Origin of the sequence: Marimonas arenosa (assembly GCF_030848945.1) — a bacterium.
GTDB lineage: Bacteria > Pseudomonadota > Alphaproteobacteria > Rhodobacterales > Rhodobacteraceae > Marimonas > Marimonas arenosa.
The window spans coordinates 1-25000 of sequence record NZ_JANHAX010000004.1; the positions used below are offsets into that span (position 1 = coordinate 1).

Here is a 25000-nt window from a genome sequence, read left to right on the forward strand (position 1 = left end):
GGGTCAGGTTCTCGAGATTGTCGCCGAGGATGTAGCGCACCGTCGACCGCACCTCGTCGGTGCCCTCGCCGGCAAACTCGACGATCTGAAGCGCGGCGCTATCGGTGATGTAGGTGTCGTTGCCTGCGCCGCCGAAGACATCGCCGACAACGGTGCCGCCGCGGTTGTCAAAACTGTCGTTGCCGGCTCCGAGCCGAACGTCGCCGATCAGCGTCCCGGAGTTGATGACGGTATCGTTGGAGAAGCCTCCCCGGACGGAAGCCAGACGTCCCTGGACCGTTCCGGTATTGCTGAAATACGTTGATTCGCCCGTGTCGGCTCGAACAGAAACCCCAGTATCTTCAGCCTGGATTTGGCCGGAATTTGCCAAGTAGGCAGACGCGCCATTCAATAATACGCCGGTGTTGAGAGCAAAGATTGAGCCGAAGTTTCCTACCTCCGCGGCATCACCATCGACAAGAACACCGTAGATTGCGTGGATTGCACCGTGATTGGACACTTCGGCAAAGTTCCCGAATATCTCGATCCCTGTATTATTATACGCTGCCAATGTCCCGAAATTCGTTACAGCGTTTCTGTCTCCGTGCAGGCTGATCGCGTCGCCATTGCCGGTCACCGAACCCGTCGTTTCTATCGTCACGAGAGCGCGGTATGATCCCGTGGCTGAGGTAATGCCGTCCGAGCCCGCCACGATCGAGCCCGCCACATTCACGGTAACGTTTTCATAGGTTCCGATGTCGAAGGCATCGCCGGTATGGGCCAGGGTGTTGTTGTTCTGAATGATGTAGATATCGCCATTCGCGGTCGCGACGTAACCATTGGAGTCGTTGTAGATGAAATAGACAGCCATCGGGGCTTCCCTTTTGAATGCACCACGGGCGCAGGTGGTTGAAACTCAAATCGCGCCGCTTGTTGCGGGGCGGAGCACAACGATCCTAGCCGACGATATCCCGGTTCGCAAAAGCCGCGAGGCAGAGTGGCGGATATGTCGCTCCTTCGGAGATGTTACCGGTTTCACCCGAAGATACGCCGGTTCGCGTGGTCGCGGCGGATGGTCAGTTCGGACCGCGCCGCGCCCGGCGTTCCTGTTTGGCGACCAGCACCTGGCGGCGGGGCAGCCATTTGTAATCGGTGTCGGCGCGCGTCTGCGCCCAGGTCAGCCGCCCGCCCTTGCGCCAGGGATCGAGCACGATGCCGTCATACATCCCGGCGCCCTTGGCCGAGACGATGGTGGTGGAATGCTCGATCCTGAGAGGGTTGTCCGAGTTGGCGATGGCACGATGCAGCGCCAGCGTCTCGAACCCTTCCCGGGCGAGACGGTTTTCCATGTCCTCGGCCCAGTGCCAGCACAGCCCGCGGGGGCGCAGCCCGGCATTGACCTTGGTGTTGTGGATCAGCGGCGGGTCGGTGATGCCGTACTGGCGCGACAGCTGGAAGGTCTCGGTATAGGCGATGCGGGCGGCGCGGTCGGCCTCGGCGGGGTCGATCTGTGGCGACAGCGCGCGGATCTCGCGGGCGAGGGCGGCGATGTCGTCCTGGCCGGCCATCGGCGGCGGCGCGGCGCAGGCCGCGAGCGCCAGTGCCGCCAGAAGCGGCAGGAGACGCGAAAGATGTCTGAGCTGTACGCGCATGCGCGGGAGCCTCTCGGTTTTGGCGGCCAAAATAGCCAAGCACGGGCGGCCCGTCGAGGTCCATGCGGCGGCGTGCCGCCGAACCTTGTCAAAAAAGCCACGGTTGCCGGTCGCGCCGCGCCCGCACGATTATTCCGTGACGCGAGGTCGAGGGCCGCCTGGCCCCATTGTCACCGCCGCCCGGCCCCTCTAGGAGTCGGAACATGCTGGAGATTTTCCTCAAGACCCTGCCGTTCTTTGCGCTGATCGGTGTCGGATACGGCGCCGGGCGGACAAGGTTCTTTACCGAGGAAGCCACCGCCTACCTGACCAAGTTCGTTTTCTATTTCGCGCTTTCCGCGATGATCTTCCGCTTTGCTTCGAACCTGGCCCTGAGCGATCTGGCCCAACCGCGGTTCATCATGGCCTATCTCTGGGGCTCGGGGGTTGTCTATGGTATCGCGCTGATCGTGTCGTTCCTGCGGCGCAAGGGGCTCGAAGAGGCGTCGATCGAGGCGCAATGCGCGGTGATCGGCAATACCGGCTTTCTCGGCGTGCCGATGCTGGCGCTGCTGTTGGGCCCCGAGGCGGTTGGGCCGGTGATGATGGTGCTGGCGATGGACCTGATCGTGTTCGGTTCGCTGATCGTGATCCTGGTGACCGGCGGGCGTGACGGGCGGATGAGTCCGGCGGTGCTGGGCACGGTGGCGCTGGGGCTTCTGAAGAACCCGATGATCGTGTCGATGGCGCTGGGGCTGTTGGTGTCGGCGATGGAATGGCAGGTGCCGGGGCCGGTTCGGGAGTTCGTCTCGATCCTCGGCGGGGCGGCGACGCCGGGCGCGCTGTTCGCGATCGGTGCGTCGCTGGCCTCGAAATCGGCCGAGCGGCTGGCGGTGGCGGGATGGCTGAGTTTTGCCAAGCTGATCCTGCATCCGGGGTTCGTGGCGTTTTCGGCATTGTACCTGTTCCCGATCGAGCCGTTCCCGGCGGCGGTAATGATCTCCTGCGCCGCGCTGCCGGTGGCGGGCAATATCTATATCCTGGCCCAGCATTACGGAATCGCGCCGCACCGGGTGTCGGCCTCGATCCTGATCTCGACGGCGGCGAGCGTGCTGACGGTGCCGCTGGTGATTGCCTGGGTGGTGCAGCTTTATCAATGAGGAGGAGGCCGATGGCCGAAGATTACAAACCGCTGCCGCTGCGCGACTGGATCGACCGGTCCGACGCGGAGATCGCGGAGCGGGCGGCGGAGTTCCGGGCCGAGATGAAGCGGCGGCACACGATCCGGGATTTTTCGACGCGGCCCGTGGCCCGCGCGGTGATCGAGGATTGCATCGCAACCGCCGGGCTGGCGCCCAGCGGCGCGAACCATCAGCCCTGGCATTTCGTGGCAATCTCGGACCCTGGGATCAAGGCGCAGATTCGCCGGGCGGCAGAGGTCGAGGAGGAGAAATTCTATGCCGGGGCTGCGGGTGACGAGTGGCTGAGCGCGCTGGAGCCAATCGGCACCGGAGTCAGCAAACCGCATCTGGAACTGGCGCCCTGGCTGATCGTGGTGTTCGCCCAGCGCTGGGGTCTTTGTGAGGATGGCTCGCGCTTCAAGCATTACTACGTGCCGGAAAGCACCGGCATCGCCAGCGGTTTCCTGATTGCGGCGCTGCACCGGGCCGGGCTGGCCTGCCTGACGCATACGCCCAGCCCGATGAAGTTCCTGACCGAGATCTGTGGCCGGCCGGAACATGAAAAGCCGCTGATGATCGTGGCGGTGGGGCACCCGGCAGACGACGCGACCGTGCCGGAAAAGGCGCTGAAGAAGAAGCCGCTGAACGAGATTTCGACTTTCATCGGGGAATGACTCCCGCGGCGTCTGCGGGCGCACCGGAAAAAGGACAGGAGAGAACAATGGAAACGGTATCGGAAAACAAGTGTTTCGGAGGGGTACAGGGAGTTTATACCCACGGCTCGGAGGCCTGCGGCTGCCCGATGACTTTCGGGCTTTTCCTGCCCGAGGAGGCCAGGGACGGGCCGGTGCCGGTGCTGTGGTATCTCAGCGGTCTGACCTGCACCCATGAAAACGCGATGGTCAAGGCTGGTGCGCAGCAATGGGCCGCGGAACAGGGGATCGCGCTGGTTTTTCCCGACACCAGCCCGCGCGGCGAAGGCGTGGCCGATGACGAGGCTTATGATCTCGGTGTGGGGGCCGGGTTCTATGTCAACGCCACGGAAAAACCGTGGGCCCCGCATTACAACATGTGGGATTACGTGGCCGAGGAACTGCCGCGGCTGCTGGGCAACAATTTCGCGCTCGACATGGAGCGGCAGGCCATCACCGGCCATTCGATGGGCGGGCATGGGGCGCTGACGCTGGCGATGGGTCTTGCCGGCCGTTTCCGGGCGGTCTCGGCTTTCGCGCCGATTGCACATCCCTCGGCCAGTGACTGGGGGCGCAAGCAGCTGACCGCCTATCTGGGCGCGGATGAAGGCACGTGGCGGCGGCATGACGCGACGCTGATGATGCGTGAACATGGCTTTGACGGGCCGATTCTGATCGACACCGGCACCGATGACCAGTTCATCGACCTGCTGCGGCCGGAAGATTTCGCGCAGGCCGTGGCAGAACGGCGGCAACCGGCGACGCTGCGGCTGCAAAAGGGTTACGACCACAGTTATTTTTTCGTCAGTTCGTTCATGGAAGAGCACGTCGCCTACCATGCCGAGGCGCTTTACGCGTGATCTATGTCGATGCCGATGCCTGCCCGGTGAAGGCCGAGGTCGAACGCGTCGGCACGCGCCACGGGGTGCCGATGGCGATCGTGTCGAACGGAGGGATCCGCCCGTCGCAGAACCCGCTCATCGAGACAGTGATCGTGGCGGAAGGGCCAGACGTGGCAGATCAGTGGATCGCCGAGCGGGCAGGGCCGGGCGACGTCGTGGTGACCGGGGATATTCCGCTCGCGGCGAAATGCGTCGAAGCGGGGGCGCTGGTGCTGAAGCATAGCGGCGAGCGGTTGACTCAGGCCAACGTCCGCGAGGCGCTGGCAATGCGCGACCTGATGACCGATCTGCGCGCCGCCGATCCGTTCCGGCAGGGCGGTGGCAAGGGCTTTACCAAGGCCGACCGCTCGCGGTTCCTGGATGCCCTGGAGCGTGCGCTGCGCGAGGTGGCGCGCAGCTGAGCCCTATTGCCGTGCCGCAACGGCCAGCCGGCCTTTTTGCGTCAGACCCCAGACCGGCGTGCCGGACTTGCCCGTGACCGTCCGCACCAGTCCTTTGTCCTTCAGACGGTCGAGCGTGGCCGCAACGGCGGCGTTGCTGGCCAAGCCCGATTCCTTTCTGGTGCCGGTCACCGTGCGCAGGTTGTAGCGGGGGTGATCGAGCGCCAGCAGAATAGCCGCCTGGTCGGGATCGAGCGCCTCGGCGGCGGCCGGTCCGGCCCCGCCGTCGTCGTCGGCTTCCGGTGCGATCTGGGTGTCGACCAGGGCATCGACCCGCTCGGCATCTTGCCGCACCGCCATCTCGACCTCGGACATGCGTTTTCCAAGCTCGATTTCGTTTTCGCCCAGCTTGATCCGGGTCACCAGCGGCAGAAACCAGACCAGCACGGCGGCGCCGACCAGGGTGATAACAGGGCTGTCGAGGGTGATCCTGCCCTGAAAATGCAGGACCAGCAGGAGGCCCGAGACCAAGGTGAAGGCCAGCGGGATCCACAAGGCATAGAGTGGCGGCACCCTGGCCGGGGCGGTGGGTTCGGGGTCGTTTGCCATGGCGTGCTCCTGTCGTATCTCTTGCCGACCCTAGCAGAAAAGCACGGCACTGGCGGGTGTGGAATTCCTGCCTGGCGGCATGCGAGGCCAGCCGCGGTCGGGCACAGGCGTTTACTTTCTTCTGCACTTTGCGTCTTGTGACCGAAAAGGAGGACGGCATGCGCAGGACAGTCGAGGCACGCGGCAACCTGTTGGGGGCGCTTTGTGCAGCCGTCGCGGTGACCTGCTTTTCGGTCAACGATGTCGGCATCAAGTTCCTGTCGGGCGATTATGCGCTGCACCAGGTGGTTCTGATCCGCTCGCTGATTGGCTCACTGGTCTTCTTCGTCGTGATCATGCCGTTGAGCGGCGGCTGGCGGGTGATGAAGACGCGCCGGCTGGGGGTGCACATGGTCCGCGGGCTGTGCGTGGTGCTGGCGAATATGTGCTTTTTCCTCGGATTGGCGGCGTTGCCGCTTGCCGATGCGGTGGCGATCTTCTTCATCTCGCCATTGATCATCACGGTGTTTTCGGTGGTTTTTCTGGGCGAGCATGTCGGGCCCCGCCGGTGGATGGCGATTGCCCTGGGATTCGTGGGTGTGCTGGTGATCGTGAAACCGGGTACCTCGGCGTTTCAGTTGGCCTCGCTTCTGCCGATCGTGGCCGCGGCGCTTTATGCCACGCTGCACACGCTGACCCGCAAGATTGGCAATACCGAGAGCGCCGCGACGATGGCCTTCTATATCCAGCTGACATTTGTCGTCACCAGCGCGGCCATTGGCCTTGCGCTGGGAGACGGGCGGTTTGCCGGCAACGCGCATCCGTCGCTCGATTTCCTAATGCGGGCCTGGGGGCCGGTTGCTTCCGGAGATTACGCCGTGCTGGCAGCGATCGGCGTGACCAGCGTGGCCGGGGGATATTTCATCAGCCAGGCCTACCGGTTGAGCGAAGCGGCTTTCGTGGCGCCGTTCGAATACGTGGCGATGCCGATGGCGGTGATCTGGGGGCTGACCGTGTTCGGCGAATGGCCCGACTGGACTGCCTGGGCCGGTATCGCGATGATCGTCGGCGCGGGGCTGTTCCTGTTGTGGCGCGAGGCCGAGGTCGCAGAGGATGTGGCCGCCGAAGGGCCGAAATATCGCCGGTGATTTGACCGCGCGCGCCCGGGCGTTAGGGTTGCGTGAGGCAATGGATAGGAGCCCGTCATGGACATAACGATGATCCCTTTCGCCGAGGGCGAAGCGAAACTGAGCTGGACAGGGCTGCTGGCGGCGTTCGAAGACGGGCACAAGCGGCCCAAGGCGGAGATCGGCGATACGTTTCTTTATCGCGATCCCGACACGCTTCTGAGCCGGGCGGCGTGGATTGACGGGATGGGGCTTGCGGTGAAGAGCGCCACGATCTTCCCGGGCAACAAGAACGCGGGCAAACCGATGGTGAACGGGGCGGTGAACCTCTATTCTGACATCGACGGGATGCTGGAAGCGATCGTCGATTTCCACCTGGTAACGAAATGGAAAACGGCGGGCGACAGCCTCTTATCGGCCTCGAAACTGGCGCGCAAGGACGCGCGGCACTTCCTGATCGTGGGGGCAGGGACGGTGGGGCGGTCGATGCGGGAAGCCTATGCGGCGGTTTTCCCCGAGGCTGAATTTACCGTCTGGAACCGCTCGCCCGGGGCAGCGGAAGCGATGGCGGCGGAGTATCCCGGCATGCAGGTGGCGGGCGATCTTGAGGCGGTGGTGGGTACGGCGGACGTGATCGCCTGCGCCACGATGGCGAGTGCGCCGGTGATCCGGGGGGCCTGGCTGCGTCCGGGGCAGCATCTCGACCTGATCGGCGCCTATCGGCCGGACATGCGCGAGGTCGATGACGAAGCGATGGCCCGGGCGCGGGTGTTCGTCGACAGTTTCGACACCACGATCGGGCATATTGGCGAGCTTATCGAACCGCTGAAGTCGGGCGCGTTGAAGCGCGAAGAGATTGTGGCGGATTTCTATGACCTGGGTGCGTTCGAGCGCCGGTCAGAGGACGAGATCACCATCGCCAAGAACGGGGGAGGGGCGCATCTCGACCTGATGACCAGCCGCTATGTCCTCGACGCGTGGCGCGGGTGAGGACGGGTGTGCCGGGCTGAAGCCCGGCTTACGCTGCGCCCGGGGGATCAGGCCGGGACAAGCCGGCGTTCACGCACCGGCAGATGCACGATGGCCGAGAAGGCGCCGACGCCGACGCCGACCCACCAGACGGCGGTATAGCTGCCATAGATGTCGTACATCCGGCCGCCCAGCCAGACGCCAAGGAAGCTGCCCAACTGATGGGAAAAGAACACGATGCCGTAGAGCGTGCCCATGTAGCGCAGCCCGTAGATATGGGCGATGAGACCAGAGGTGAGCGGCACGGTGGCAAGCCATAGCGAACCCATCGCGACTGAAAACAGGACCACGGTGGCCGGTGTCATTGGCACCAGGATGAAGGCCGCGGAAACCAGGGTGCGTCCGGTATAGATGGCGGCCAGCAGGTATTTCTTGGAATAGCGGTTGCCGAGCCAGCCCGCGATCAGCGTGCCGCCGATATTGGCCAGCCCGATGAGCGCGATGGCCATGGCCCCGAGCCGCGAGGTCGTGGTGATGCCCAGATCGTGAAGGAGGCCGCCCGAGGCGATGGGGCCGCACATCTCGGTGACGAAGGCCGGAAAATGCGCGGTGATGAAGGACAACTGATAACCGCAGGAGAAAAAGCCGAGGAAGATCAAAGTGTAGGACGGATCGCGGAAGGCTTTCATCAGGATCTGGCCCATGCTTTCCGCGAGTTCGGCACGGCTGGCGGCGGCCGGGGCGCGCATGAAAGGCAGCGCCAATAGCGCGGCGAGGATCATGGCGGCGAAGATCACGAAAACGGTTTGCCAGGAGAACCAGGTCAGCAGCCATTCCGCCATCGGTGCGCCGATCACCTGACCGGCCGAGCCGGCGGCGGTGGCAATCGCCAGGCTCATCGAGCGGTTGGCGTCGGAACTGGCCCGGCCGACGACGGCAAGGATGACCCCGAAGCCGGTCCCGGCGATGCCGAATCCGACAAGGATTTCATAGAGTTGATGCGCGGTGGGTGTGACCGCGTGGGAGCTGAGCACGAGCCCGGCGGCATAAGTCAGCGCGCCGATAACGATCGCCCTGCGGTCGCCAATTTTCTCGGCGATGGCACCGAACAGCGGCTGGCCGATGCCCCAGAACAGGTTCTGGATCGCGATTGCCATGGAAAACTCGGACCGCGCCCAGCCGAACTCTTCGGCGATGGGGATCTGGAACACGCCAAAGCTCGCACGGATCGCAAACGAGATCAGGATGATCAGACAGCCCACGATCAGGACCGGGGTCATTAGGGGGGCGCGGCTATCCATGGTCATCCCAGCGGTTTCGGATGGTAGTGATTCATCGGTGAAAGCGAAAGTTCAATCGAAACTTTGACGTTTGGGTCATCATGGGTGGTGATCCTTGCACCGTGGCCCGAGCCTGGCGTGCCAATCACATGCAGATGCGCCGACTCAGGGTGCTGAGCACGTCACTGAAAGAACACTTTCGCCCTCGAACGTCACGGTCCCGACCGAGGAGAGCTGGGCGCGAACTTCATCCGTCATGTCACTGGGCAACGGATTGTCGCCGGTGCGAAGCGGTTGCCCGGAGGTGATCATTCCCGGCCCTTCTGTCACCGCGCTCACCGGTCCGCTGCTGCTGCCGGCGCCGCGACAGATGATCGACATGGCGCCGCTCGTCACGATCTCTCCGACCTCCAGGTCGAACACCAGGCCGTCGGTCGTGAGCGTGAGGTCAAATCTGCTGTTGATCATGCCTTTTGGGGTGCATGTCATCCCGACGATCACGGCCTTGACGCATTTACCGGTGCTGCTGCCCCGGCCGATCATGGTCCAGGTGTCGCCGTCCGAGGGGTGGCCGATGTCCTCGGATCGGGCCGAGGAGACATAGCCATACTGCGCCATACCCTGCACGTTCAGATCGAAACTCGAGTCAGATTTGTAGATCACTTCGGCCGCTTCCAGCACGCGGCGGATTTCTTCCCTCAGGTCCGCGGCCTGAGCGCGGTAGGCCGCAACCTCTTCGCGGGCATTGGCGACGCGCGACTGGTTCCAGTACGCCTCCGGTCCCATGCGGGAACAGGTGTCGCGGTGAAAGGCTTCGTGGTTGAGGGAGGCATCGGCCATCGCCCGGCAGGGTGAGCCGAGTTCCATCTGCAGCAGCCGCTCCGCGTCTTGCGTGCAAGTGCCATAGGCCATTTCCACGCTGGATGGGCCGACATAATCGTGCACCGGGATCAATCGCTGTGACGGCGGGTTTTCTTGCAGGTAGCGTGACAAGGCACTGCCGACATGTTCCTCGACGCGCTCGGGGTCTTCGGGAAATTTCGCCCGCTCCTCGGCTTCGACCGCTTCCAGATGGTCGGCCAGGCCCTGAAAATACTCCGCGAGCGTCACCGCGTTACGGAAATCCTGTTGCAGGCTTGTGAGGTTCTCGCACGTGCATTCCGGTAAGTGGAATTGGGCTGCTGCGGATTGGGCGAAGGCAACCGACATGCCAAGGGCGATGGCGGCGCAATGCCCTCTGGCGGTTGGCGACATTGGCATCGTGCGGGACCTCCTCGGTCTCATGCCTGAACAAGCGCGGAAGGCGCTTAGCTTAGTTCCGCTCCGGAAGCCGGTCAATTTCCGGGGTGGAACGACGGCGGGTCTTTGCCCGGCTTGTCGAGACCGGGTGCGGCGACGGACCTGCGGAAGCTCTACACTTCGCGCAAAAGCCGGGTTAGAGGGAGAGTATGACGCGCGATGTTACGGCAGAATACGAAGCCAGAGTGGCCGCGGGGACGATCGCCCGCGATCCGGCACAAGAGGGGGTGCTGCCAGAGCTGGACCGCATCCGCGAGGGGCTGGTGAACCCGGTCAAAAGCGGCTGGTTCGGCTGGGGCGGGACGGTTCCGGTCAGGGGCCTCTACATCTGGGGCGGGGTCGGGCGCGGCAAGTCGATGCTGATGGATCTGTTCGTGGACACATTGGCCGACGTGCCGGTGCGGCGGGTACATTTCCACGCCTTCATGCAGGAAATCCACGACGCGATGCACGCGGCCCGGTCGCGCGGCGTACAGGACGCGCTGAAACCCGCGGCCGAAGCGGTGAGCGATGCGGTGCGCTGCCTGGCTTTCGACGAAATGCAGATCACCGACATCACCGACGCGATGATCGTCGGCCGTCTGTTCGAGGCGCTATTCGTGGCGGGGGTCACGGTGGTGACCACGTCGAACCGGGTGCCGGATGACCTCTACAAGGACGGGTTGAACCGGCAGCTGTTCCTGCCGTTCATCGACTTGCTGAAGGATCGGATGGTCGTGCATGAGCTGGCCGGGCCCACCGACTACCGGCAGGACCGGCTCAGGGGCAGCCCGGTCTATTTCTCGCCCAACGATGCCCGGGCGCGGGCCGAAATGGACGCGCTGTGGCGCGATCTGACGGGCGGCATGAGCGAGCGGCTGGTGCTGAAGGTGAAAGGCCGCGATGTCGAGATCCCCGGATTTCATAACGGCGTCGGGCGGGCGAGTTTCTATGAGCTTTGCGGGCGGATGCTGGGGCCCGGCGACTACCTGGCGCTGGCCGGGGAGATCAGCGTGCTGCTGGTCGATGACATCCCGCGTTTGTCGCGCGCCAATTTCAACGAGGCCAAGCGCTTCGTGACGCTGATCGACGCGCTCTACGAAGCGAAGGTGCAACTGATCGCCAGTGCGGCGGCGGTGCCCGAGATGCTTTATGTCGAGGGCGACGGGGCGTTCGAGTTCGAGCGCACGGCGAGTCGCCTGCGCGAAATGCAGGCCGAGGACTGGGGGGTCGAGCCCGGCTGAGGTCGGCGCCTGTGCCTCGCCCGGGGTGGCAAAAATGAAAGGGGGCCGTTGAACCGGCCCCTCAATCATTCCTGCCTTCGTAACTCGGTGGATCAGAGTGCCGGGATCGTCCGCCCTTGGCCGATGCGGATCGTGGCGGGGCGGTCGGACGTGCCCAGCTTTGGCACGAGACATCCGCGGAATGTCATGCTGTCGCCGATGGTCTTGAGGGGAATGCGGGCGTCAACTGGAACCGCTGGTCCGAAGGCATTTACCAGCTGAACGGCAAGGTGCAGCACGCGCATTTCTGTTCCCCCGATCCCCTGCACGCCGCTTGATCCGGTTTTTCGGCGCGTTCCGTTTGTTGGTTCAAGATATAGGCGAATCGCCGCGAATCAGTCAACACAAAGTGATTCGAAGCGCTGCGATTCGTCTAATCAAATAAGGCGATTCGCAGAAACCGAAACGTTTCAGAGGTTTAACCGTGATCGCGCAGGATGGTTCCGGCAAGGTAGAGCGACCCGCAGATCAGGATGCGGGCATCGGGGGTATGTGCGGTGATCGCCTGTACCGCTTCGGCGACGCCGTCGGCGATGGCGGTGCGGATGCCGGCAGCGCGGGCGTGGCGAGCGGTGTCTCCGGCCGGGAGCGTGTTGGATTCGTTCGGGATCGACACGGCGGTGAGGCTGGTGACGTGCGGCACCAGCGGCGCGAGATAGCCGGCGACGTCCTTGGTGTTCATCATACCGCAGATCAGGTGGGTTTCTCGGGCGGGCAGGCGGGTGAGGGTTTCGGCCAAGGCCTCGCCGCAGGCGGCGTTGTGGCCGCCGTCGAGCCAGAATTCGGCCCCCGGCGCGGCGTCGAGCAGCGGCCCAAACCGCAGGCGTTGCATGCGGGCGGGCCAGGCGACGTCGGTGACCGCCGCTTCGGCCGCGGCTTCACCGAAATCGAGCTGGCGCAGGGTGGCGATGGCGGCTCCGGCGTTCTGGAACTGGTGGGCGCCTATCAGGGCGGGCGGCGGCAGGTCGAGCAAGCCGCGGCTGTCCTGGTAGATCAGGCGGCCGTGTTCCTCCCAGCTGTCCCAGTCCTGCCCCTGGATCAGCAGGGGGGCGCCAACGTGGTCGGCGCGATCCTCGATCACGGCGCGGGCATCCGGGTCTTGCCGGGCCACGACACAAGTCACGCCGGGCTTGAGAATGCCGGCCTTTTCACCGGCGATCTCGGCCACGGTGTTGCCGAGGAATTGCGGGTGGTCGAAGGAAACCGGGGTGATCACGGTGAGCGCGGGGCGCGCGATCACGTTGGTGGCGTCGAGCCTGCCGCCGAGGCCGACTTCGAGCAGGGTGTAGTCGGCCGGCGTGCGGGCCATGGCCAGAAGCGCGGCGACCGTGGTGATCTCGAAATAGGTGATCTCGTCGCCACCGTTTGCGGCGTAGCATTCGTCGAGCACCTGCGTCAGGTAATCTTCGGCGATCAGCTCACCGGCCAGCCGGATGCGTTCGTGGAAACGGGCGAGGTGCGGCGAGGTATAGGCATGCACGCGCTGGCCGGCGCCTTCGAGACCGGCGCGGATCATCGCCAGCGTCGAGCCCTTGCCATTGGTGCCGGCGATGTGAATCACCGGCGGCAGGTCATGTTGCGGATTGCCGAGGGCCTCGAGCAGGCGCCAGACCCGATCGAGCGTGAGGTCGATGATCTTGGGGTGCAGCGCCATCATCCGCTCGAGGATGGCGTCGGAACCGGTGGTCATTCCCGCGGCGCGTCTGAAGGTTGTTTGGCTGCCTTTTCCGGCGACGCCATGTCGGTATCGCCCGGCGCGGGCAGGTCACCGGCGACCGCCGGGGGCAGGCCCAGAAGCATGCGGGTGACGGTGATCAGCTCGTCGCGCAACTCGGTGCGGGGGGTCACCCGGTCGAGCATGCCGTGATCGAGCAGGTATTCGGCGCGTTGGAACCCATCGGGGAGTTTCTCGCCGAGCGTCTGTTCGATCACGCGCGGTCCGGCGAAGCAGATCAGCGCGTTGGGTTCGGCGATCTGCACGTCGCCCAGCATGGCATAGGATGCCGTGACCCCGCCGGTGGTGGGGTGGGTGAGCACAACGATGTAAGGCAGCCCGGCCTCTTTCAGCATCTGCACGGCGACAGTGGTGCGCGGCATCTGCATCAGCGACAGGATGCCCTCCTGCATCCGCGCCCCGCCGGCGGCGGAAAACAGGATGAGCGGGCGTTTCAGGTCGACGGCGCGTTCGGCGGCGGCGATGATGGCGTTGCCGACATACATGCCCATCGAGCCGCCCATGAACGAGAAGTCCTGGGCGGCGGCGACGATCGGTGTGCGGCCCATTTCGCCCTCGGCCACCAGCATTGCCTCTTTCTCGCCGGTGGTGGCGCGGGCGGCTTTCATCCGGTCGGGGTATTTCTTCTGGTCGCGGAATTTCAGTGGATCGTCGAGCGGTTCCGGCACCGCGATCTCGTTGAAGATGCCGCCGTCGAACAGGGCAGTGAAACGGTCACGCGGGCTGATCGCCATATGATGGCCGCAGGACGTGCAGACGTTGAGATTTTCTTTCAGTTCACGGTGGAACAGCATGGTGCCGCAGCCGTCGCATTTCGACCACAGGTTCTCGGGCGTGTCGCGGCGCGAGAAGATCGAGTTGATCCGGGGGCGGACATAGTTGGTGATCCAGTTCATGCGGCCAGACGCCCTCATGCAAGCCTTGTGCGTTGTGCCCGAGATAGTCTCCCGGGCGGGGAAATGCAATCGGCGGCTGGCTCAGCGCCGGAGCGCCAGGCGGGCGGCGCCCCAGGTGACGGCGAGGATTGCCAACTCGGGTAGAAGGCCGATCGTCGGCGCGGCCTCGAGGCCAGGCATTCCGGGGTCAGGGGCGGGGTAGAGCACCAGCGCGAGGCCGGAATCGAGCCCACCTGCTTCGCCGTAGAGCAGGAAGGCATACGCGTTGTTCGCAAAATGCAGACCGAGCGCGGGGCCGAGCGTGCCGGCGCGGGCGGTGAGGTCGGAGGCCGCCAAGCCGAAGCAGAAGGTCCAGGTCAGGTAGGCCAGGTTTTCCTCGAACGCGGCATAGGGGCTGATATGGGCGACGGCGAAGGCGACGTTGGGCAGGATCAGCCAGGCCGCGGGATGCGGCGCCAGCGCGGCGATCTGCTGTTGCAGGTAGCCGCGGTAGAACATCTCTTCGCTGCTGATCTGAATCAGCAGAACGGCAAGACCGGGGATCAGCAGCAGCAACCAGTCCGGCAGCGGGCGGATGATCGTGCCTGGCGCGACGGCAAAGCCGGTGGTCAGGGCCTCGAAGGCGACGAACACCAGCATTACGGCGCCAAAGGTGGCGCGGGCCTGTGGCCAGAGCTGGGCGATGGGGCCTAGCAGGCTGGTCATGCGGCGGCCATGCACCCAGTGCAACGTCAGCGCGAGGCAGAGGGCGAGGATCACGAAGGAGCCGAGGTTGACCAGAAGACCGGCCGGAGTGCTGCCGTCAAACACCGCAGCGGCGAACTCGGGATCGATGGCTTCGAGCAGGTATCCCAGCAGTTGCTGGCCCATGCGATAGAGGCTTTCGACGATGATGAAGCCGAGGATCACCGGTCGCGCGCCGGGCGTGCCGAGCGCCGGTGCGACGAAACGGGTATGGGCGGCATAGGCGGTACGGCGGGTCATCGGCGGATCGCGAGGCGTGCGGCCAGCCAGGCGCAGAGCAGGGTCAGCAGGTCGTGGGGCAGCCAGGTGGCCCGGGCGGCGAGGTCGTCGATGGCGAACGGGAAGCGCTGCAGCGCCAGCCCGTCATTGAGCCCCTGCGGGGCCGTGATCAGCAGGGCGCCGATGTTGTTGGCGAAATGCAGCGCAAGCGCCGGGCCGAGCGTGCCGGCGCGCGCCGTGAGATCGGCGGCCGCCAGCCCGAACACGAAGGCGGTCAGTGCGATCGCCGACGCGTTGTCCCCGGCAGTGGCCGGGTCGTAATGCAGCAGGCCGAACAGCACGGCCGGCCCGGCCATCCAGATCAGCGGGTTGGAAAACCGGGCCGCGAGTTGACTTTGCAGGTAGCCGCGGAAGGCCAGTTCCTCGGCGCTGATCTGGATGAAGACGAGCGGCAGCGCCAGCGGCAGCAGCGCCAGCCAGCGGAGCACGGGCAGGCCGGGCTGGGGAGCCATGGCAGCGGGTTCAGGCAGGAGCCAGAGCAAGGTGGCAAGCGCCAGAAGCGCCACCGAGACGCGCAGGAAATCGCGTGCCGCGCGGTTGACGGGCCCGAGCAGCGAGTGCAGCGAACGGTCGTGCAGCTGGTTCATGACCAGCGCAAGCGTGAGCGTCATCAGGCCGAAGACCCCCAGCACCGCGAACATGCCGCGAGGGGTCGAGCCGGCGTCGATCTCGGCGGCAAAGTCGGGCCAGTCCCCGGGGGCGACGAGGCCGGCAAGTATATTGAAGTAACTGTAGGAGACGACGACGAAGCAAGCCGCGGTGAGGGCCACGCCAAGAGCCAGCCGCCAGAGCTGGGCGGACGGGCGGGCCGGCGCGGCGAGGGTTTCGTGGGCGGCATAGCGCATGCAGCCTGCTTTAACGGCAAGGCAGGGCGCAGGGGAAGAGCCAAGGCCATTCAAATGGCCCTGGTGGTTTCAAAACCGCCTCACTCGGTGGTCCGGACGGCTCGTTTCGAAGCGGCTGCGGGGTTCGGCCGGGTGCGGAAAGCCGGCGTCAGGCTTGACGGCGAGGCCTGAACGCCATTCGAATGACGTTCACGCGGTTTCGAAACTGCGGGGAGGCAGCCAAGGGCGGGAGGGCATGGCATGAACCTGGCGAGACTATGTGCGGAACGTGCGGAGCAGGGACGGCCGGTCAGGGCCGGGCTGATCGGGGCGGGCAAGTTCGGCTCGATGTTCCTGAGCCAAGTGCCGACGATCGATGGGCTGGAAGTGACGGCGATTGCCGATCTCGACATCGATCGGGCGCACGCGGCCTGCCGCAGCGTTGGCTGGACGGACGATCGCATCGCCACGGTGGCGTTTGAAGAGGACGGCAGCGTGCTGGCCGCACGCGACGATGTCGAAGTGGTGATCGAAGCCACCGGCAACCCACGGGCCGGCATCGCCCATGCCTTGGCCGCCATCGATGCGGGCAAGCATATCGTCATGGTCAATGTCGAGGCCGATGTGCTGGCCGGGCCGGCACTGGCCCGACGCGCCCGGGCGGCGGGCGTGGTCTATTCCATGGCTTACGGCGATCAGCCGGCGCTGGTCTCGGAAATGGTCGACTGGGCCCGGGCCGCCGGCTTTGCGGTGGCGGCCGCCGGCAAAGGCACGAAATACCTCCCCGATTATCACAAGGTTACGCCCGATGACGTCTGGGCGCATTACGGGCTGACACCCGAGCAGGCCGCGCAGGCGGGGATGAACAGCCAGATGTTCAATTCCTTCCTCGATGGAACCAAGAGTGCCATCGAGATGGCCGCTATCGCCAATGCCTGCGGGCTGAACGTGCCTGCGGCGGGGTTGGGGTTTCCGCCCTGCGGTGTGGATGACCTGGCGCATGTGCTGCGACCGCGGGACGTGGGCGGGCGGCTCGAGCGGTCCGGCATGGTCGAGGTGGTTTCGTCGGTCGAGCGCGACGGGCGGCCGGTCTTCCGTGACCTGCGCTGGGGAGTCTACGTGATACTTGAAGCGCCCAATGACTATGCCGCCGCCTGTTTTCGGCAATACGGGCTGCCGACCGACGACACCGGGCGGTTTGCGGCGATGTACAAACCGTTTCACCTGATCGGCCTGGAGCTCTCGATTTCGGTGCTGAGCGCAGCATTGCGCGGTGAACCGACCGGCCAGGCGGGCGAGATGCGCGGCACCGTGGCGGCGGTGGCCAAGCGCGGCCTGACGGCGGGCGAAATGCTGGATGGCGAGGGCGGCTTCACCGTCTGGGGCCGGCTGATGCCGGCGGCAGAGGCGCGCGACGTGCTGCCGATCGGTCTGGCACACGGGGTGCGGCTGACACGCAGTGTCGGCGAGGGCGCGGTGCTGCGATGGAACGACGTGGTGCTCGGTGAAGACGACGTTGTGGCGCTCTATCGCGAGGCGCTGTCAGGGTGAGGGCGGGCGCATGCCGGTGGCGGGCCTTGTCTGAAAGGGGCGGTTTGCGTATCCGTTTCAAGACTGATTTCCGGGGAGGATGGAGATGACCCGGCCGTGGCACGTGCAGGGCTGGCGAGCGGGCATGGCGCGCCTGGGCCGTGGCGTCCGGCGCCCGGTCGCGGCATGTGCGATGGCCCTGGTGTTGACCGGATGCCTGAGCGAGACCGACGGCACGCTGGGCCTTCTGTCCGCGTCGGCGACGGGCCCGGCTGGGGCGGCCTCGGGGGCAACGCGGCCGGCCAAGCCGCCCCTGCGTCAGGCCGAACTGGTGCGCGGCAAGGTCGCGGTGGTGGCGCCGCGCGGCTATTGCCTCGTGCGGCGCACCCTGCGTCGCGGGGTGACCGGTGGGTTTGCCCTGATCGCGTCCTGCAACAGTCTGACGGGCAGTTTCGGCAGTGCCGACGTTGACCCGGTGGTGATGACGGTACAGGTGCAGCCGGGCCTGCTGACGCGGACGTTGCCGAGCGCGGATGGCCTGGCGACGGCGATGCAGCCGGCCCGGGCCCTGCACAAAATCGACGGCGACGGAATGACGCTGGTACATCTCGACAGCGGCGGCGACCGCGGTCTGCCGGCCGGCGACCCGCGGCACTGGCGCGGCGCATTGATGGTCAATGGCTATCTCGTGGGGCTGGCGCTCTATGCGCCGAAAGGCAGCGCCCAGGCTGGTCCGCGCGGGCGGAGGCTGATCCACCGACTGGCCGAAAACATCCTCGACACCAGTCCGATTGCGGATTTCTCGACGGCTGGAAAGCCGGTCGCACCGGTCCCCGACTAGAGCGAATCGGGCGGGCAGGGGGTGTTGCGCCGCGCGGGGCCACCGCTTATTGTTTCGCATGAGCTGCCAGTGTTTCCTTTTCGTTGAAATTGTTTCCGGTAAAACTGGCCTGCGCGAGAATAATAACTTGGTGGCGAGCAGCTGATGCCCATGAAGACCGGGATTCTGAAGGAGATGATGTTTCAGGCATCGCTCCGGCGCTGGGCGCGAGCGGCACGGCGGGCGGGAGCAACCGACCTGCCCGAGCTCAGGCAGCAGCGCCAGAGGGCGCGGCGTCTGAAGTCGCATCTCGACAAGCTGATCCATATTGCCGAAAGCCGGCTGGCGCTGCCGATGATCGGTTCGACCGCCTTTCCCAAGCCGTTTGACGCCGACTGGGCCTGGCGGCCCGAGCTGTGGCGTGGGCCGCTGCCTGTGCCGGGGATGAGTTCGGTCGAATCGAAGAGCATGCTGGGGCGCGAGGTGACGCTGTTTCACGATTGCCAGCGCTCGGAACTGACCCTGCGCCAGATCCGCAACCGGCGCGAGGCGGACCTGGCCCCGTTCGGGCTCCGGCTCGACGTGTTCAATTTCGACGGCTCGTTCCTGTCGCTGGTGGTCGACCTGCCCGAGGAGGCGGTGCGCGGGTTGCAGCGGCGGCACTTGCTGCGGGTGGACACCGTCGTCGAGATGGAAAAGCCCCTGGAGATCTTCGCTCGGCTCAACATCAAGCACGGCCCCAATACCGAGCAGATCGTGCGCGAGTTGCCGCTCGGGGCGGAAGAGGTGATGGTGGAGTTTGACCTTGCCTATACCAAGCTGAACGAGAAGCGGGTCGAGAAGATGTGGCTGGACCTGATCTTCGAAGGCCCGCAGATGAACCAGGTGACGCTGCGCGATCTGACCTTCAGCCGCCGGCCGCGGGCGGAGTTGTGAGACGGGACATGACGCGACAAGACGGCAGGAGGCAAGGATGAGCGATATCACGGTCACGGCGACGCGGATGAAGGAAGGCGTCTGGGAGGCGATCCTGCGCCGGGACAGGGAAGAGACCCATGCCGACCTGCCGAGCATCGAGGTAACGCTGGACAATGCCACGGTGCCCGACGTGCAGGTGATTCCCGACCAGGAAGGCAGTTATGTGCTGCGGGTGCCGGTGCCGCGCGAGGCGATCTGCGACGGGGTGCAGACATTTCTGGTGCACGACGGCGGCAACGGTCAGAAGCTGGGTGCCTTCACGCTGATCGCGGGCGAGGGTGTCGAGGACGACATCCGTGCCGAGATCGGGTTGCTACGGGCCGAGCTCGACATGCTCAAGCGGGCGTTTCGGCGTCATTGCCTGGAGACGATGTGAGCCGCGCGCCGCACGCCAGGCTTTCTTGAACCGGCCGCGCCCAGGCGCGGCGGCTGAACCGAACGGAGGACGGTGATGATTACCGAGATCGTGAATTTCGACTTGCCCGAGAGCATGACCCGGGAAGAGGCGGTAGCGCTGTTCGAGAAATCGGTGCCGCGCTGGCAGGCCAATGCAAAACTGGTGCGGAAATACTACCTCTACGATGGTGAGGCCGGGATCGGCGGTGGGGTCTATCTGTGGCCTTCGGTCGACGATGCGAAGGCGGCCCATGACGCCGCATGGTGCGACATGGCCGAGAAGCTGTATGGCGCACGTCCAAGGTTCCAGTATTTCGAAACGCCGCTGATCGTGGACAACACCGGCTGATCAAAACGCGACCCGGACGGCAGTATCGGCGTTAGGGGCGGGCCGCCGGGGTCCGGTGGCCTTTTTTGTCTATTGGAGCCGCTATCGCTGAGCCGCGCCCGCGTTGACGCGGCGTTGCGGGGTGACAAGTCTGCCGCCACGGGGCAATCATCCGGTCGTTCAAGGGAGGCTTCGTCATGACCGATTTTCCGCACCTGCTGGCCCCGCTCGATCTGGGGCATGTGACGCTCAGGAACCGCGTGCTGATGGGCTCGATGCATACCGGGCTGGAAGAACGCGGCGACTGGGGCCGGGTTGCGGAGTATTACGCGGCGCGAGCCAAGGGCGGCGCCGGGCTGATCGTGACCGGTGGGATCGCACCGAACCACGAGGGTGGCGTGTTTCCCGGGGCAGCGGGGCTTTACACCCCCGAGGATATCGCCAACCACAAGCTGGTCACGGACAGGGTGCATGACGAGGGCGGCAGGATCGCGATGCAGATCCTGCACGCGGGTCGCTACGCGTATGGGCCGGATTGCGTGTCAGCCTCGCCAGTGAAGAGCCCGATTTCGCCGTTTCCGCCGAAAGAGCTGGATGAAGCGGGGATCGAGAAGCAGATCGCCGATTTCGCCACCACCGCGGCGCGGGCGCGCGAGGCCGGCTATGACGGCGTCGAGGTGATGGGCTCGGAAGGCTATTTCATCAACCAGTTCCTGGTCACGCATGTGAACAAGCGGACCGATCGCTGGGGTGGGTCCTATGAGAACCGGATGCGGCTGCCGATCGAGATCATGCGCCGCGTGCGCGCGGCCGTGGGCGATGATTTCATCATCATCTATCGTCTCAGCATGATCGATCTAGTGCCCAATGGCTCGACCTTCGACGAAGTGGTGCAACTGGCGCAAGAGATCGAGGCGGCGGGCGCCAGTATCATCAACACCGGCATCGGCTGGCACGAGGCGCGGATTCCGACGATTGCCACCAGTGTGCCGCGGCGGGCGTTTGCCTGGGTGACCAAGAAGCTGATGGGCAAGGTTTCTATCCCGGTGATCACCTCGAACCGGATCAACATGCCGGACGTGGCCGAGTCGGTCCTGGCCGAGGGATGCGCCGACATGGTCAGTATGGCGCGGCCGTTCCTGGCGGACCCGGAGTTCGTGAACAAGGCCGCGGACGGCCGGGCCGACGAAATCGCACCCTGCATCGGCTGCAACCAGGCCTGCCTGGACCATACGTTCAGCGGCAAGATTTCCAGCTGCCTGGTCAACCCGAAAGCCTGTTATGAGACCGAGATCGTGATCGAGCCCGCCGCGGCGCCCAAGAAGGTTGCGGTGGTCGGCGCCGGTCCGGCGGGGCTATCGGTGGCGATGACGGCGGCTGAACGCGGGCACGCGGTGGTTCTCTTCGACCGGGGCGATGAAATCGGCGGCCAGCTCAACATGGCCAAGGTGGTTCCGGGTAAGGAAGAGTTCCACGGATTGGTCGCCTGGTTCGGCACCATGGTGAAGAAGGCCGGGGTCGAGCTCAGGCTCGGGACCGAGGCGACGGCCGAGGTGCTGAAAGGTTTCGACGAGGTGGTGGTGGCCACCGGTGTTGTCCCGCGCGATCCGCAGATCCCGGGCGAAGACGCGGAAAACGTGATCTCCTATGTCGATCTGTTGCGCGGCGGGGCCGAGGCCGGCCGCCGCGTGGCGGTGGTGGGCGCCGGCGGCATCGGTTTTGACGTCTCGGAATACCTTGTCCATGCCGGCGAAAGCCCGACCGAGAACCTCGCGCTCTGGAAGGAGGAATGGGGGGTGGGCGATCCGACAGAGACGCCGGGCGGGCTGGCGGCGCAGGGTCCGCATCCGCATGCCCCGGCGCGGCAGGTGACGCTGATGCAGCGCAAGGCCCAGGCGCTCGGCAAGGGGCTGGGCAAGACCACCGGCTGGATCCACCGCGCGGCGCTGAAGATGAAGGGCGTCGAGATGATCGGCGGGGTCAATTATGAACGGATCGATGACCAGGGCCTGCACATCTCGTTCGGCGAGGCGCGTGAGAACCCGCGGGTGATCGAAGCGGATACCGTGGTGCTTTGCGCCGGGCAGTTGAGTGAACGGTCGCTGGCCGACGCGCTGATCGAAAAAGGCGTGATACCGCACGTGATCGGCGGGGCGGATGTGGCCGCCGAGCTCGACGCCAAGCGCGCGATCGACCAGGGGGTGCGGCTGGGCGCGAGCCTGTAGAGACCGTCGGGTGAACCGCCCGCCCGGCACGGCTCCCGCCCCGTTGACGTCAGGTGCTCGCGGGCGAGCGTCGGGACTGCCCGCCCCGCCGCGCCGGACGGGGGGTGGTGCGCTGTTTCGGACGTCGCGCCTGCGGTGAAGTCAGGCGCCTCCGGCGGAGGTATTTAGCAACAGAAGAAGCTGGTGGGCATGGAGGTGCGACGGCCGTGACGCGTAACGGCGCGGTGGCGCGTCGGTGCGGTGCGTTTGTTTCAGGGCACCAACGATAACGTGAGAGCTTGTGGCTTGGCGGAGGCCAGGTGGGCGGGCTAACTCAGGCCAAAGCACGAAGGAGAGCGTCGTGGCGCATCGCTGGCAAAACAATCTGGTCCGCAATGACATAACACCGGAGGCGGTTTGGCTGAACCGACGGGCGTTTGTCGCAAGTGCAGGCGTGGTGGGCGGACTGGGGCTGATCGGGGCAGGTCGGGCGCGGGCGGAGACGCTCGAGCCGAACAGTTTCGAGGACATCACCAGTTACAACAATTTCTACGAGTTCGGCTTCGACAAGGGCGACCCGGTGAAATATGCGGGCGCGCTGACGACCGAGCCCTGGCGAATCGAGATCGACGGTCTGGTCGAGCGGCCGGGCAGCTATGCACTGGACGAGATCGTGAGCGCGATGACCATCGAGGAGCGGATCTATCGGTTTCGCTGTGTCGAGGCCTGGTCGATGGTGGTGCCGTGGAACGGGTTTGAACTGGCCGACCTGTTGACCTGGGCGGGCGTGAAGCCGGGAGCAAAATACGTGGCTTTCGAAACGCTGTATCGGCCGAAGGAGATGCCGGCGCAGCGCGGCGGCAGCATCGACTGGCCCTATCGCGAGGGGCTGCGGCTGGACGAGGCGATGCATCCGCTGACGCTGATGGCGACGGGGCTCTACGGCAAGCCGATGCCGAAGCAGAACGGCGCGCCGATCCGGCTGGTGGTGCCGTGGAAATACGGCTTCAAGTCGATCAAGTCGATCGTCAAGATCACCCTGACTGACAAGCAGCCCGAGACGACCTGGAACATGCTGCAGCCACAGGAATACGGCTTCTACGCCAATGTGAATCCGCAGGTCGACCACCCGCGCTGGAGCCAGGCGCGCGAACGGGTGATCGGCGGCGGGTTGTTTTCGGCCAAGAAGCCGACGCTGATGTTCAACGGCTACGAAGACGAGGTGGCCGGGCTGTATGACGGCATGGACCTGGAGACATTCTATTGAGAGGTATCGTCACCACATCGGTTCTGACCTGCCCGGACTGCGGCCACGTTGAAAGCTGCGAGATGCCGACCGATGCCTGCCAGTGGTTCTTTGAATGCCGGGGCTGCGGCGCGGTATTGAAACCCAAGCCCGGCGACTGCTGCGTGTTCTGTTCCTACGGCACCGTGCCATGCCCGCCGATCCAGGCGGGGGATGGCTGTTGCGGAGGGTGACATGGTGGCCGTCTTGAACCGCTGGGTCCGGCACGTACCGCCCTGGACGCTTTATCTGGCCGGGCTGGCGCATATCGTCTGGCTGTTCTGGCTGGGGGAAACCGGCGGGTTGGGCCCCGAGCCGATCAATGCGCTGGAGCGCGCGCTGGGCGAGACCGGATTGAAACTGATTATCGTCGGGCTGGCGATCACGCCGGTGATGAAAGTGGCGCGGATCAATCTGATCCGGTTCCGCCGGGCGATTGGGCTGACGGCGTTTCTGTATATATCTGTGCACCTGCTGGTCTGGCTGCTGCTGGACGTGTTCCTGCTGAGCGAGATCTGGGCCGATATCGTGAAACGCCCCTATATCACGGTGGGCATGGCGGGGTTTGCGCTGCTGGTTCCGCTGGCGGTCACCTCGAACGACTGGTCGGTCCGGCGGATGGGGGCGGCGGCGTGGAAGCGGCTGCACCGGCTGACTTATGCGGCGGCGGTGCTGGGCGCGGTGCACAACGTGATGCTGGCCAAGACCTGGGCCGCCGAGCCGCTGACCTATCTGGCGGTAATGATAGCCCTTCTGGTGCTGCGTCTGCGGTGGCGGACCAAGCCCCGGTCGGGGAACGCCGGCGGCATGGGTAGGGCACGGCAGGGGCCTGAACCTGTCGGCAAGGGCATGTCCGCGTGATTCGGACGGAAATGGCGGGGGCTCTGCCGCGACGCCCAGAAACCAGCCTGTTAGCGTAACCCATATGGGGTATAGAGCCGTCTTTTTCTGCGCCGGACGTCTCTAAATTGCGGCAAATCCTTGTTCGAAGAGGGAAAAAATTGGACAGCCGATTCCGGGCCGGTCTAGAATTCCGGGACGAATGATCTTTGGCACACAGCCTTTTTTTGGAGATTTTTATGAAGAATATCCTTTCGAACGTTGCGACAGTTGCTTTCATGACCGCTGGCCTGGTGACCGGTGCCTCAGCGTCCACGATCGACTTCACCACGTCGACTTACGCTTCGACTTTCGGTCCGAATGTGGTCACCGATACCGTGGATGGCGTGAATTTCACCATCGTTGCCACCGCGCGCGGGGCGAACGGTTTCCGCCAGGGCGGCGGCGGCGGCCTGAAATTCGGCGTGCCCGGGAACGGCATGTATACGATTTCAATCGTGGCGGATCAGAATCTAACTTTTAATAGTATGTATGGCGCCGGTCACACCCTGACCCAGTATGCAGGCCAGTTGCCGTTTGATCTGTCGGTCGACGGCAGTCTTGCGGGCGACGATCTGATGTTCACGAACTCAAGCCTTCAGACCGTGTCTTTCGGCGGCATCAACGTCGATGCAGGAGAGGCCTTTCTGTTCGCCGTCGATTTCGGTTCGCTGACAGGATCGTCGATTTACGCCTCGGCGTTGGTGAAGTCTTTCGACTTCAGCATAAATGGGATGGCGCCTGTTCCGCTGCCGGCAAGTCTTCCACTGCTGCTCGGCGGTCTTGGCTTGATCGGGTTCGTCCGGCGCAGG

26 protein-coding genes and 1 pseudogene (1 of these 27 cut by a window edge) are annotated in these 25000 nt (G+C 64.9%); 17 read left to right on the forward strand and 10 right to left on the reverse strand.

All coding sequences use genetic code 11. From position 1 onward, the window contains the following. Positions 1-850 (reverse strand): annotated as a pseudogene (locus tag NO357_RS13360) (hypothetical protein); the annotation flags it as partial. Between the two features lie 205 nt (positions 851-1055). After that, positions 1056-1631, reverse strand: coding sequence for a hypothetical protein (locus NO357_RS13365; protein WP_306736196.1), 576 nt, complete (start codon positions 1629-1631; stop codon positions 1056-1058). Positions 1632-1834: 203 nt separating this feature from the next. Here NO357_RS13365 and NO357_RS13370 point away from each other — a divergent pair, with 203 nt between their 5' ends. The 4 genes from NO357_RS13370 to NO357_RS13385 are packed head-to-tail and all read left to right on the forward strand — an operon-like array spanning position 1835 to position 4786. After that, positions 1835-2770, forward strand: coding sequence for an AEC family transporter (locus NO357_RS13370; RefSeq protein WP_306736198.1), 936 nt, complete (start codon positions 1835-1837; stop codon positions 2768-2770). Between the two features lie 11 nt (positions 2771-2781). Then, positions 2782-3465 carry a nitroreductase family protein gene (locus NO357_RS13375; RefSeq protein WP_306736199.1) on the forward strand — a complete coding sequence of 228 codons (684 nt, stop codon included), beginning with the start codon at positions 2782-2784 and terminating at the stop codon, positions 3463-3465. A gap of 47 nt (positions 3466-3512) precedes the next feature. Further along, entirely contained in the window at positions 3513-4343 is an 831-nt protein-coding gene (gene fghA, locus NO357_RS13380; protein ID WP_306736200.1) for an S-formylglutathione hydrolase, read from the forward strand. After that, positions 4340-4786 carry a YaiI/YqxD family protein gene (locus NO357_RS13385; protein ID WP_306736201.1) on the forward strand — a complete coding sequence of 149 codons (447 nt, stop codon included), beginning with the start codon at positions 4340-4342 and terminating at the stop codon, positions 4784-4786. Before fghA ends, NO357_RS13385 begins: the two co-directional genes overlap by 4 nt. Before the next feature lie 3 nt (positions 4787-4789). Here the strand turns inward: NO357_RS13385 and NO357_RS13390 are convergent, their stop codons facing one another. Then, positions 4790-5374, reverse strand: coding sequence for a hypothetical protein (locus NO357_RS13390; protein WP_306736202.1), 585 nt, complete (start codon positions 5372-5374; stop codon positions 4790-4792). Positions 5375-5532: 158 nt separating this feature from the next. On the opposite strand from NO357_RS13390, the gene NO357_RS13395 reads away from it, so the two are divergent. Both NO357_RS13395 and NO357_RS13400 read left to right on the forward strand, forming a co-directional pair. Next, the gene (locus NO357_RS13395; RefSeq protein WP_306736204.1) at positions 5533-6501 is read left to right on the forward strand and encodes a DMT family transporter; all 969 of its coding nucleotides are present in this window, start codon (positions 5533-5535) and stop codon (positions 6499-6501) included. A 57-nt stretch (positions 6502-6558) separates the two neighbouring features. Then, a complete protein-coding gene (locus NO357_RS13400) occupies positions 6559-7470 on the forward strand; it encodes an ornithine cyclodeaminase family protein (RefSeq protein WP_306736205.1) in 912 nt (303 codons plus the stop codon). Between the two features lie 47 nt (positions 7471-7517). Here the strand turns inward: NO357_RS13400 and NO357_RS13405 are convergent, their stop codons facing one another. Continuing rightward, complete coding sequence (locus NO357_RS13405; RefSeq protein ID WP_306736526.1) at positions 7518-8750, reverse strand: MFS transporter; 1233 nt, start codon at positions 8748-8750, stop codon at positions 7518-7520. Between the two features lie 144 nt (positions 8751-8894). Next, positions 8895-9989, reverse strand: a complete 1095-nt coding sequence (locus NO357_RS13410) for a hypothetical protein (RefSeq protein WP_306736206.1) — start codon at positions 9987-9989, stop codon at positions 8895-8897. 188 nt (positions 9990-10177) lie between these two features. On the opposite strand from NO357_RS13410, the gene zapE reads away from it, so the two are divergent. Beyond that, on the forward strand, positions 10178-11251 hold the full coding sequence (gene zapE, locus NO357_RS13415) for a cell division protein ZapE (RefSeq protein WP_306736207.1): 1074 nt from the start codon (positions 10178-10180) through the stop codon (positions 11249-11251). 92 nt (positions 11252-11343) lie between these two features. On the opposite strand, the gene NO357_RS13420 is transcribed toward zapE, so the two are convergent. The 5 genes from NO357_RS13420 to NO357_RS13440 form a co-directional block, all read right to left on the reverse strand. Beyond that, entirely contained in the window at positions 11344-11535 is a 192-nt protein-coding gene (locus NO357_RS13420) for a hypothetical protein (RefSeq protein ID WP_306736208.1), read from the reverse strand. Positions 11536-11708: 173 nt separating this feature from the next. Next, positions 11709-12980: a bifunctional folylpolyglutamate synthase/dihydrofolate synthase gene (locus tag NO357_RS13425; RefSeq protein ID WP_306736209.1), complete on the reverse strand. Its 1272-nt coding sequence runs from the start codon at positions 12978-12980 to the stop codon at positions 11709-11711. Continuing rightward, positions 12977-13921 carry an acetyl-CoA carboxylase, carboxyltransferase subunit beta gene (accD, locus tag NO357_RS13430; protein ID WP_306736210.1) on the reverse strand — a complete coding sequence of 315 codons (945 nt, stop codon included), beginning with the start codon at positions 13919-13921 and terminating at the stop codon, positions 12977-12979. Before accD ends, NO357_RS13425 begins: the two co-directional genes overlap by 4 nt. A gap of 81 nt (positions 13922-14002) precedes the next feature. Further along, positions 14003-14905 carry a CPBP family intramembrane glutamic endopeptidase gene (locus NO357_RS13435; protein ID WP_306736211.1) on the reverse strand — a complete coding sequence of 301 codons (903 nt, stop codon included), beginning with the start codon at positions 14903-14905 and terminating at the stop codon, positions 14003-14005. Then, positions 14902-15789: a CPBP family intramembrane glutamic endopeptidase gene (locus tag NO357_RS13440; protein WP_306736212.1), complete on the reverse strand. Its 888-nt coding sequence runs from the start codon at positions 15787-15789 to the stop codon at positions 14902-14904. The genes NO357_RS13435 and NO357_RS13440 overlap by 4 nt, the downstream gene beginning before the upstream one ends. Before the next feature lie 240 nt (positions 15790-16029). Between NO357_RS13440 and NO357_RS13445 the strand changes: the two genes are divergently transcribed. The 10 genes from NO357_RS13445 to NO357_RS13490 all read left to right on the forward strand — a co-directional run. Continuing rightward, a complete protein-coding gene (locus NO357_RS13445) occupies positions 16030-17319 on the forward strand; it encodes an NAD(P)H-dependent oxidoreductase (RefSeq protein WP_306736213.1) in 1290 nt (429 codons plus the stop codon). 85 nt (positions 17320-17404) lie between these two features. Further along, a complete protein-coding gene (locus NO357_RS13450) occupies positions 17405-18139 on the forward strand; it encodes a hypothetical protein (RefSeq protein WP_306736214.1) in 735 nt (244 codons plus the stop codon). Between the two features lie 144 nt (positions 18140-18283). Next, on the forward strand, positions 18284-19054 hold the full coding sequence (locus NO357_RS13455; protein ID WP_376744385.1) for a DUF6478 family protein: 771 nt from the start codon (positions 18284-18286) through the stop codon (positions 19052-19054). A gap of 37 nt (positions 19055-19091) precedes the next feature. After that, positions 19092-19472 carry a hypothetical protein gene (locus tag NO357_RS13460; RefSeq protein ID WP_306736215.1) on the forward strand — a complete coding sequence of 127 codons (381 nt, stop codon included), beginning with the start codon at positions 19092-19094 and terminating at the stop codon, positions 19470-19472. 75 nt (positions 19473-19547) lie between these two features. Beyond that, positions 19548-19841, forward strand: coding sequence for a hypothetical protein (locus tag NO357_RS13465; protein ID WP_306736216.1), 294 nt, complete (start codon positions 19548-19550; stop codon positions 19839-19841). A gap of 176 nt (positions 19842-20017) precedes the next feature. Continuing rightward, positions 20018-22045, forward strand: coding sequence for an NADPH-dependent 2,4-dienoyl-CoA reductase (locus NO357_RS13470; RefSeq protein WP_306736217.1), 2028 nt, complete (start codon positions 20018-20020; stop codon positions 22043-22045). Between the two features lie 340 nt (positions 22046-22385). Beyond that, positions 22386-23291, forward strand: a complete 906-nt coding sequence (gene msrP, locus NO357_RS13475; protein ID WP_306736218.1) for a protein-methionine-sulfoxide reductase catalytic subunit MsrP — start codon at positions 22386-22388, stop codon at positions 23289-23291. Then, complete coding sequence (locus NO357_RS13480; RefSeq protein WP_306736219.1) at positions 23288-23503, forward strand: GDCCVxC domain-containing (seleno)protein; 216 nt, start codon at positions 23288-23290, stop codon at positions 23501-23503. Before msrP ends, NO357_RS13480 begins: the two co-directional genes overlap by 4 nt. A gap of 1 nt (position 23504) precedes the next feature. Further along, on the forward strand, positions 23505-24170 hold the full coding sequence (gene msrQ / locus NO357_RS13485; RefSeq protein ID WP_306736220.1) for a protein-methionine-sulfoxide reductase heme-binding subunit MsrQ: 666 nt from the start codon (positions 23505-23507) through the stop codon (positions 24168-24170). Positions 24171-24388: 218 nt separating this feature from the next. Next, positions 24389-25000: the 5' portion of a VPLPA-CTERM sorting domain-containing protein gene (locus tag NO357_RS13490; protein WP_306736221.1), read on the forward strand. It continues 9 nt past the right edge of the window; only the first 612 of its 621 coding nucleotides appear in the window; it begins with the start codon at positions 24389-24391; the stop codon falls past the right edge of the window.